General features: G+C 69.6%; 9 protein-coding genes, 1 tRNA gene and 1 other RNA gene. 10 read left to right on the plus strand and 1 reads right to left on the minus strand.

Annotated elements, in window-relative coordinates; genetic code table 11:
* The first annotated feature begins 50 nt into the window (after nucleotides 1–50).
* The 8 genes from prfB (at nucleotide 51) to ABZS37_RS12315 (ending at nucleotide 6,473) form a co-directional block, all read left to right on the plus strand.
* Nucleotides 51–1,172, plus strand: coding sequence for a peptide chain release factor 2 (prfB, locus tag ABZS37_RS12280; protein WP_355168205.1), 1,122 nt, complete (start codon nucleotides 51–53; stop codon nucleotides 1,170–1,172).
* Between the two features lie 118 nt (nucleotides 1,173–1,290).
* Nucleotides 1,291–1,971 (plus strand): cell division ATP-binding protein FtsE, encoded by a 681-nt coding sequence (gene ftsE / locus ABZS37_RS12285; RefSeq protein WP_030331491.1) that lies wholly within the window; start codon nucleotides 1,291–1,293, stop codon nucleotides 1,969–1,971.
* Nucleotides 1,972–2,038: 67 nt separating this feature from the next.
* The gene (gene ftsX, locus ABZS37_RS12290) at nucleotides 2,039–2,914 is read left to right on the plus strand and encodes a permease-like cell division protein FtsX (protein WP_354995632.1); all 876 of its coding nucleotides are present in this window, start codon (nucleotides 2,039–2,041) and stop codon (nucleotides 2,912–2,914) included.
* Between the two features lie 153 nt (nucleotides 2,915–3,067).
* Entirely contained in the window at nucleotides 3,068–3,547 is a 480-nt protein-coding gene (smpB, locus tag ABZS37_RS12295; protein ID WP_354995631.1) for an SsrA-binding protein SmpB, read from the plus strand.
* Nucleotides 3,548–3,651: 104 nt separating this feature from the next.
* Nucleotides 3,652–4,027: a transfer-messenger RNA gene (gene ssrA / locus ABZS37_RS12300) on the plus strand.
* A gap of 140 nt (nucleotides 4,028–4,167) precedes the next feature.
* Complete coding sequence (locus ABZS37_RS12305) at nucleotides 4,168–4,848, plus strand: hypothetical protein (protein WP_355168207.1); 681 nt, start codon at nucleotides 4,168–4,170, stop codon at nucleotides 4,846–4,848.
* 132 nt (nucleotides 4,849–4,980) lie between these two features.
* Nucleotides 4,981–5,469 carry a hypothetical protein gene (locus ABZS37_RS12310; RefSeq protein ID WP_355168209.1) on the plus strand — a complete coding sequence of 163 codons (489 nt, stop codon included), beginning with the start codon at nucleotides 4,981–4,983 and terminating at the stop codon, nucleotides 5,467–5,469.
* Between the two features lie 47 nt (nucleotides 5,470–5,516).
* Nucleotides 5,517–6,473 (plus strand): hypothetical protein, encoded by a 957-nt coding sequence (locus tag ABZS37_RS12315; RefSeq protein ID WP_355168211.1) that lies wholly within the window; start codon nucleotides 5,517–5,519, stop codon nucleotides 6,471–6,473.
* Nucleotides 6,474–6,483: 10 nt separating this feature from the next.
* Here ABZS37_RS12315 and mdlC read toward each other — a convergent pair whose 3' ends face one another.
* The gene (gene mdlC / locus ABZS37_RS12320) at nucleotides 6,484–8,079 is read right to left on the minus strand and encodes a benzoylformate decarboxylase (RefSeq protein ID WP_355168213.1); all 1,596 of its coding nucleotides are present in this window, start codon (nucleotides 8,077–8,079) and stop codon (nucleotides 6,484–6,486) included.
* Between the two features lie 322 nt (nucleotides 8,080–8,401).
* Here mdlC and ABZS37_RS12325 point away from each other — a divergent pair, with 322 nt between their 5' ends.
* Nucleotides 8,402–8,992: a YqgE/AlgH family protein gene (locus ABZS37_RS12325; RefSeq protein WP_355168215.1), complete on the plus strand. Its 591-nt coding sequence runs from the start codon at nucleotides 8,402–8,404 to the stop codon at nucleotides 8,990–8,992.
* Between the two features lie 88 nt (nucleotides 8,993–9,080).
* Nucleotides 9,081–9,153 (plus strand) — tRNA-Ala (locus ABZS37_RS12330).
* Nucleotides 9,154–9,235: the final 82 nt, after the last annotated feature.

Consider the following 9,235-nt stretch of genomic DNA (forward strand, 5'->3'; position numbering starts at 1 on the left):
CTGCGGGGCTCGCAAGCTCACTCCTCATCCGCGCAGTACGCTTGTCTGTCGTGACCGCTGCCGATTACGCCGAACAGCTCAAGGAACTCGACGCGACCCTGCGAAACATCGAGGCCGTCCTCAACCTCGACCGACTCCACGAGGACAAGGCCCGCCTTGAGCAGGAGGCGTCCGCCCCCGACCTGTGGGACGACCAGGCCAAGGCTCAGCAGGTGACCTCGCAGCTGTCGTACGTCAACGGCGAGATCAGCAAGCTGGGCAGCCTGCGCTCACAGCTCGACGACGCCAAGGTCCTGCTGGAGTTGGCCGAGGCCGAATCCGACCCGGGCGTGCTGATCGAGGTCGAAGCGGAGATCACCGGGCTGACCAAGGCCATCCAGGAGATGGAAGTCCGCACCCTGCTCTCCGGCGAGTACGACTCCCGGGAGGCGCTGGTCGCCATCCGGGCCGGTGCCGGTGGCGTGGACGCGGCGGACTTCGCCGAGATGCTGCTGCGGATGTACCTGCGCTGGGCGGAGCGGCACGGCTACCCGACCGAGGTCTACGAGACCTCGTACGCCGAGGAGGCGGGCCTGAAATCGGCCACCTTCGCGGTCAAGGTGCCGTACGCGTACGGCACGCTCAGCGTCGAGTCGGGCACCCACCGCCTGGTCCGGATCAGCCCGTTCGACAACCAGGGCCGCCGGCAGACCAGCTTCGCGGGCGTCGAGGTCCTGCCGGTCACCGAGCAGACCGACCACATCGACATCCCCGAGAACGAGATCCGGGTCGACGTCTACCGCTCGTCGGGCCCCGGTGGGCAGAGCGTCAACACCACCGACTCGGCGGTCCGGCTGACCCACATCCCGAGCGGCATCGTGGTGACCTGCCAGAACGAGAAGTCCCAGCTGCAGAACAAGGCCTCCGCGCTGCGAGTGCTCCAGTCCCGACTGCTGGAGCGCAAGCGCCAGGAGGAGCAGGCCAAGCTCGAAGGTCTCAAGGAGAACGCCGCCGGCTCGTGGGGCGACCAGATGCGCTCCTACGTCCTGCACCCGTATCAGATGGTGAAGGATCTCCGAACCGAGCAGGAGACCGGCAATCCGACCGCGGTTTTCGACGGTGACCTGGACGGTTTCATCGAGGCCGGCATCCGCTGGCGTAAGCAGCGGCAGCTCGCCGGCGACGGTGCGTAACGACACGCGGGCGGAGCGCGTCGTCGATCTCCAGGTAGAGGCCTGATTCGACGACTCGCGTCGGATCGGCGGGGCGTGGGGCTTGGCTCAGTTGTTACACCGCGTAGACTCACCACCCGTGATTCAGCTTGAGCAAGTGACGAAGACGTACCCGAAGGCGTCCCGGCCTTCGCTCGACAACGTGTCCGTCTCGATCGAGAAGGGTGAGTTCGTCTTCTTCATCGGTCCATCCGGCTCCGGCAAGTCCACGATCATCAAAATGCTGCTGCACGAGGTGGCCCCCAACAAGGGGCGCGTCGTCGTCAACGGCAAGGACGTCACGTCGATGCGTTCCTGGAAGCGACCCCACTTCCGGCGCTCGATCGGCTGCGTCTTCCAGGACTTCCGGCTGCTGCCGAACCGCACCGCCTACGAGAACGTGGCGTTCGCCCTTGAGGTGATCGGCAAGACCAAGGCGGTTGCCCGCCGGGTCGTGCCGGAGGTGCTGGAGCTGGTCGGGCTCGGTGGCAAGGAGCACCGCTACCCGCACGAGCTCTCCGGTGGTGAGCAGCAGCGGGTCGCCGTCGCCCGGGCGTTCGTGAACCGCCCGCTGATCCTGCTGGCGGACGAGCCCACCGGAAACCTGGACCCGGACACCTCGATCGAGATCATGCGCCTTCTGGACCGGATCAACCGCACCGGCACGACCGTCGTGATGGTCACCCACGACTCCAACATCGTGAACCAGATGCGCCGCCGCGTCGTTGAGATTGAGAGCGGTCGCATCGTGCGTGACCAGGCCCGCGGCGTCTACGGGTGAGCCGGCGCTCCACCCCTGCGCAGCCTGACGACGAACTCTTCATGCCGGAGACCCGGAGGAAATCCCGATGCGCGTGAAATACGTCCTGTCCGAGGTACTGGTCGGACTGTGGCGCAACGTGACCATGTCCATCGCGATGATCATCACGATGGCGGTCTCGCTGACCATGCTCGGCGCCAGCGGTCTCATGTACCGCCAGGTCGACGACATGAAGGACCTCTACTACAAGAACATCGAAGTCTCGATCTTCTTGAAACAGGAGGTGAGCGAGCAGGAGCGCACCGACCTGGACACCAAGCTGAAGAGCGACCCCCTGGTGAAGGAGGTCTTCTATGTCGACAAGGACGAGGCGTACAAGCGCTTCAAGGAGATGTACCAGGACGCTCCGGACCTGGTGAACGCGGTCAAGCCGGACCAGCTGCCCGAGGCGTTCCGGCTCAGGCTGAACAACCCGGAGCAGTACAAGAACATCTACGACCAGTACAAGGACACCGCGGGTGTCGACGAGATCATCGATCAGAGTCGACTGCTCGACAAGATCTTCAACATCCTCACCTCGATCCAGAACATCGCCCTGGCCGCAGCCATCGTGATGGCGGTCGCCGCCCTCCTGCTGGTCGCGAACACCATCCAGGTTGCCGCGTACAGCAAGCGGCGTGAGGTGGCGGTCATGAAGCTGGTCGGCGCGTCCAACTGGTTCATTCAGGCGCCGTTCGTGCTGGAGGCGGTGGTGGCCGGCCTGATCGGCTCGCTGCTCGGCCTGGTCGGCCTGATCGCGGCCAAGTACCTGCTCTTTGATGGATCGTTGAGTGCGTTGCAGGGCCTGCTCTCGCCGATCACCTGGGGCGACATCCTGTTCATCTTCCCGCTGATGGCCGGCGTCGGTGGTCTGGTCAGCGCGGGCACCGCCTGGATCACCCTGCGCTTCTACCTGCGGGTCTAGGCGCCATACGGGTCGTCCCGTCGTCTACCCGAGGACCCTCCCGCGGCCGGAAATAAACGGCGCGGGAGGGTCCTTGTCATTCAGGTAGCATGATCGGTTGTCCGGCCGGGGTGAGCCCGGCCACGGACGTCCGGGGGAGAGGGGGTGGCACCGATGCCACGGGAAAAAGGGCGCAAGGTGGTCGCCTCCAACAAGAAGGCGCGCCACGACTACGCGATCCTCGACACGTACGAGGCGGGCATGGCGCTGACCGGCACCGAGGTCAAGTCGCTGCGGGCCGGGCGGGCGTCGCTGGTCGACGCGTTCGCTCAGGAGCGTGACGGCGAGTTGTTCCTGCACTCCATGCACATCCCGGAATACACCCAGGGCACCTGGACCAACCACGAGCCCCGGCGTACCCGCAAGCTGTTGCTCAACCGGGGTGAGATCGACAAGCTCGTCGGCAAGACCCGCGAGGGCGGTCTGACGATCGTCCCGTTGCAGGTCTACTTCTCCGACGGCTGGGCCAAGGTCGAGATCGCCCTGGCCAAGGGCAAGAAGTCGTACGACAAGCGTCAGGACCTCGCCAAGCGGGACGCGGACCGGGAAATTGCCCGAGTGTCCGGTCGACGTGGCAAGGGCATGGGCGACTGATTCATCCTGTTTGTCCGGGTCGGCGTGCCGGCCCGGGGCTCGGGATGAAAGCTGTTGCGGCAGGCGTTAGTCTTGTCAGTGCCACCACATCGGTGGCCTGTCGAGGGGGTGACTGGTTTCGACTTCGTACGCAGCGACAGGGGAAGCGAGCCGAGGAAGCCGACGTCGTCTCGAGAATCGGTCGTCGGAAACTTATAAGCGCCAAGAACAATCGCGCTGACTTCGCTCTCGCCGCCTGAGGCGAGTAGCTAAGTCTGTCGGCCTGGGAACGCCTTCGTCCCAGTAGCCGGCATCAGCTAGGAGGCTGGCCAATCGGACCCGGTCGCGGGGTCCGTGCGGCGAGATTAATCAGCGACTGGGCCCGTCACACCAACTTGCTCGCGTGAGCGGTGGGGCCGAGTAGAGGCACAGCGAGCTGCGCTCGGAGAAGCCCTGACAAACCGGCGAAGGACCCGGGTTCGATTCCCGGCACCTCCACCACCTCGAAGCGATGCGCCCCGGCCCACCGGCCGGGGCGCTTCGTTGTGTCCGGGGCTTCGCGGGTGCGACGGCGACAGGTTGATCATCACAGCACGGGCTGGGACCACGGCCAGCGGCTCGCGTCACCTACGCTGCCTCCCGTGAGCAACCAGGAGCTGCGCCTGTCGGTCGGTGCGTCCCCCGGCCAGCGCATCGTGGCGGTGTTGGTCGGCGTCTTCCTCGCGACCGTTGGTGCGGCGTTCGTGGCCCTGCCCCTGATCGCCGACGGGCTGCTGCGCCGGCTGACCGGCCCGGGTGACTCGTTCGCCTCCTATGAGGAGGCCCGTGACCTGCCGCCGGGAATGCTGCCGCCCGAGCTGCGGGATGCCGGCGGCGGTGTGGATCAGACCGGCCCTGGTCCGTTCATTGGCCTGTGCGCGCTGCCATTCGTGCTCTTCGGTGTCTACCTCGTGCTGCGGGTGCTCCGCACGGCCGCATGGCTGGACGGCAGCCGGGCACGGGTGCGAGGTGCGTTCCGTACCCGCACGGTCGACCTTGCGACCGCCCGGATCGACGCCGGCATGGTGTCCTATCGCGAGGCGGGGGACGACTACCCGGCGGGTCGACAGCGGGTGCCGACCATCATCGCGACCGACCAGGAGAGTACGAGGCGGGTCATCATCCCGCTGCGCGGCATGGGCCTGGCCAGCCTGCCTTCGTCCGAGCTGCGGGCGCTGGCCGACGCGATCACGACGGGCCGACCAGTCGACGGGCGGGACGGTGACGCGCACGCGGTCGCCGCCCAACTGCACCGCCTGGCGGAGCACCCGCTGGGCGCCTGACCGAGCGGTGCGTGGGGCGGGCGGGGCCGGTGGGGCCAATGGGGCAGATGAGCCGCCCGAAGGCCCTGGACAGGGCGGGCCGGGCAGGCTCACCATCGCGGTATGGGGTAGCAGCGCAGCGCGGGAGGTGCCATGGTCACCGGTCCGGTCCAGCAGCCGTCACTCGTCGCCCGGCCGTCCGCCGCGCACACGCACCCAGCCGGGCTGCCCGGTGAGCCGCACCCGGCCGGGCTCGCCGGTGACGTACACGCGCTCGGCCGGGCCGTCGCCGTCGCCACCACCGAGCCGTGCTGGCGCGAAGAGGTCCTGCTCCGGCTGCGTCCGGTGGGGCAGGGCTTCGCCGAGCACGTCCGGGTCACCGAGGGCCCCGCTGGCCTCTACCGGGAGCTGCTCAGCCAGTCGCCCCGGCTGGACCACGGGGTGCGACTGCTGACCCGGGAGCACGCCGCCATCGTCGCGGCGATCCTGGCGGTTCAGCAGATCGCCGAGCGGCCCGAGGCACACCCCGACGAGCTGCGGCACCGGGCCGGGCACCTGCTGCGGAGGTTGGCCCGGCATCGGCGGCGCGGGGCCGACCTGCTCTGGGAGGCGTACCAGACGGATCTGGGTGGCGAGACCTGAGCCCAGGCCAGGGGAACCGGGGGGTCGACCGCCGCGTCGAACCGTACATGCGTCGTGGACCGGTCCTGCTGCTCGTACTCCCGTTGCTGCTCACGGCGGGCTGTGCCTCCATCGGCGCTGATCGGGCCAGCGGGCCCAGCAATCCGACGGGCCGCGCGGAGGCGTTCGACCAGCGGGCGACCGAGGTCGCCGAGGCGTGGCAGCCCGGCCCCGACTGGCGCACGGGGTACGTCCCGCTGGAGGGGCCGACCGTGCTCACTGGCGACCCGGACTTCACCCCCGACACGGAGGCGGCCTTCCGAGCCGGCTGGTACCGCGCGCAGGTCCCGATCCCGCCCACCCGGGTAGGTGCCGAGATCCGGTTCCCGGACGGCCTGCTGACGTTGCCGTTGGTCAGCGCGGCCGAGGCGTACCGGCAGCTTGACCAGGGTGATCCGCTGCCCTGCCCGGGGCGACCGAAACGGCCCGGCCTGCCGACCCCCGGCGGCCCCACCGTCGAACCTGGGCCGGATGGTTGGGCCACCAGCGCGACGCAGACCGCCTGCCTTCCGCTGACCGTCACCGGGGTCAGGCTCGGCAGCGTGCCGGTCCGCACGAGCCGGGGTGAGGCTCAGGTCCCGGCCTGGCTGTTCACCATCGAGGAGTTGGCCACCCCGGTGGCCCGGCTCGCCGTCGCGCCGACGGCGATCACGTCGGTTCCCGAGCCCACCGCGCCGGCCCGGCCGATGCCGGACGGGTTGGTGGCCGCCCAGGACCTCGCGGCGGTCGACGGCACCCGGTTGACCGTGCGGCTCGGCGTCGGTGCCTGCGACACCGGGATCACGCCGCTGGTGTGGGAACGGCCGGACGTCGTCGTGGTCGGTGGCAGCGTCACCCGGGCCACCGGCGTCTGCCCCGCCCTGCTCAAGCTGGAGCCGGTCACCGTCACCCTCGCGGCACCGCTGGGCGCCCGGCCGGTCCTGGACGTTTTCACCGGCGCCCCACTGTCGATCGCCCCGCGCTGACCGGGCCGGCTCAGAGGATGCCGGGCACGTCGGTGCTGATCGGCACCGGCAACACGGTGGGCCGGTCGGCGTGCAGCCCGCTGGCGAGCGCCGCGCCGAGCTGGTCGGGAGTCTCCACCACCTCGGTGGCACAGCCGTAGCCGGCCGCGATCGCGATGATGTCCAGCCCCGGCAGGTCCAGGCCGGGCACCCCGGGAGTGTGCTTCAGCTCGGCGAACGCCTTGAGGATCGCGTACTGCTGGTTGACCGGGACGACGACCACCACCGGCAGTGACAGGCGCGCGGCGGTCCACAGCGCCTGCACGGAGTAGTGGAATGAGCCGTCGCCGACCACCGCCACCACCGGACGGCCGCGCCCGGTGTCCCGTTCGGCGAGTGCCACCCCGATCGCGGCCGGCAGGCCGTAGCCGAGGCCGCCGCTGGCCATCGTGAAGTACGACGCCGGGCGGTTGATCCGCAGCTGGCGGCGCAGCGCGGACAGATTGGACGGTGACTCCTGGACCAGCACGCCGTCCGTCGGCCAGTGCGCGGCCAGCGCGGCGAACAGGGCGTCGGGGCTCAGCGGGGAGGTGACCTCCGGCGGTGTCAACGCATCCCGGGGCGCCGGCGGCGGTCGATCGGCCAGCGGTACCCGCTCGATGAGCGCGGCCAGGGTCAGCCCGGGGTCGCCGAGCAGGCTGTCCCCGACCGGGGCGCGCGCGGCCTCGTCGGGGTCGTCCGTGACGTGCAGCAGCCGGGCGTCGTCAGGCAGGTGCTCACCCGGCACGTACGGGTAGTAGCGGAACACCGGGGCGCCGATGACCAGCACCGTGTCGTGCCCCCGCAGGGCCTCGGCCAGCGGACCGATCGCGTACGGCAGCACCCCGCGGAAGTGTGGGTGGTCCTCCGGGAACACGGCCCGCTCCGGTGCGGGGGCTGACCAGACCGGTGCGGCCAGTCGCTCGGCCAGCGCGACCGCGGTCGACCAGCTGCCGGAGCGGTCGACTCCCGGCCCGTACACCAGCGCCGGGTTGCGACTGTCGGCCAGGACCCGGGCGAACTCGTCCAACCGCTGCGGGTCCGGTGCGAACCGGGTGGCCACCGAGCGCGGTGCGGGCGGCGGGCCGGCGGGCTGGGCCCAGTCGTCCATCGGCAGGGAGAGGAAGACCGGCCCGGCCGGCGGCTGCACCGCCGTCGCGTACGCCCGCAGCACCGCTCCGGGGATGTCCTGCGCCCGGGTTGGCTCGTAGGCCCACTTGACGTACGGCTGCGGAAGCTCGGTGGGCCGCCGGTTGGTCAGCCGGGGTTCGAGCAGCAGCATCTCCCGGGTCTGCTGGCCGGCGGTGACGATCAGCGGGGTCTTGTTGTGCCAGGCGGTGACCAGATTGCCCATGCCGTTGCCGGTGCCCGGGGCGGTGTGCAGGTTGACGTGGGCGGGTGTGCCGCTGGCCTGGGCGTAGCCGTCGGCCATCGCGACCGCCGTCGCCTCGTGCAGCGCGTGGACGTAGTGGAAGTCGGTGGGAAAGTCCTGCAGGAACGGCTCCTCGGTGGAGCCGGGGTTGCCGAAGACGGTGGTCATGCCGAGGGTGCGGAGCACGTCGTACGTCGCGTCCCGGACCGTTGCCATCGCCACCCGCCCCCGTGTCGCGGGCAGGGACGATCGCGGTCGCCCTCCCGATCAGCCGAATCTATCGGGATGTGACGGACCTTTCGGGCGTTTCCCAGCCGTCGGTGGCCGGGATCCGTCGATCACCGCCACGTCCGGCGTCGGTGTCATCGACCCGCCGTATTAACTGTCTGATCACCGGCCAGTCAGACCTTAGCCAGCGCCCGGGACGCAGGCTATGGTGCCAGGCATGGCGTTGACGGCGCGGTTGATCCCGGTGCACCCCGCGAATCCAGCGGGTGACGGAGCTCCGGCGCGGGCTCACGGTTGACGGGTGTGTGGGATGCAGGGAGAGGGCCAGGCGATCGGCGGACGAGCGATGGAGTTGATGACCGGGCGGCTGCTGGTCGCGACTCCGGCGCTCAAGGACCCGAACTTCGACCGTACGGTGGTGCTGCTGGTCGCCCACGAGCCGGGCGGCGCGCTCGGCGTGGTGCTGAACCGGGCCACCGAGGTGCCAGTCGCCGACGTGCTCGGCGACTGGAGCGACCTGGCCCGCCACCCGGCGGTGCTCTTCGAGGGCGGCCCGGTACAGCCCGACTCGGCCATCTGCCTGGCCCGGATGCGGCACCCGATGCGCCGGGTCAAGGGCTTCCACCAGGTCTCCGGAGCGGTCGGCACGATCGACCTCTCGGTCGACCCGGAGCGACTGCGGGAGAGCATCGGCGGCATCCGCGTGTTCGCCGGCTACTCCGGCTGGGGCAGCGGCCAACTCGAGCAGGAGATCGCCGACGGCTCCTGGTTCGTGATGGACGCGCTGCCCGGTGACGCCTTCGTCGACCGGCCCGACGATCTGTGGCCGATGGTGCTGCGCCGGCAGGGCGGGATGATGGCCGCGGTCGCCCACTTCCCGCCGGACGTGGCGCTCAATTGACCCGGCTCGGCGGGGGACCCCGCGAGATGACCATGCCAGCCGGTCTGTGTATAGTTTCCCAGTGCCCGGGAGACCGGGATGACAGCAAGGGGCCGTGGCGCAGCTGGTAGCGCACCACACTGGCAGTGTGGGGGTCAGGGGTTCGAGTCCCCTCGGCTCCACCTTGCGAACGCAGGCGGGGGGGGGGGGTGTTGTTTTTATAAACGAGAGGGGAGTGTTTTTTTTAGAACAACCCAAAAAACT

The organism is Micromonospora sp. NPDC005413 (assembly GCF_040606435.1).
Classification (GTDB): domain Bacteria; phylum Actinomycetota; class Actinomycetes; order Mycobacteriales; family Micromonosporaceae; genus Micromonospora.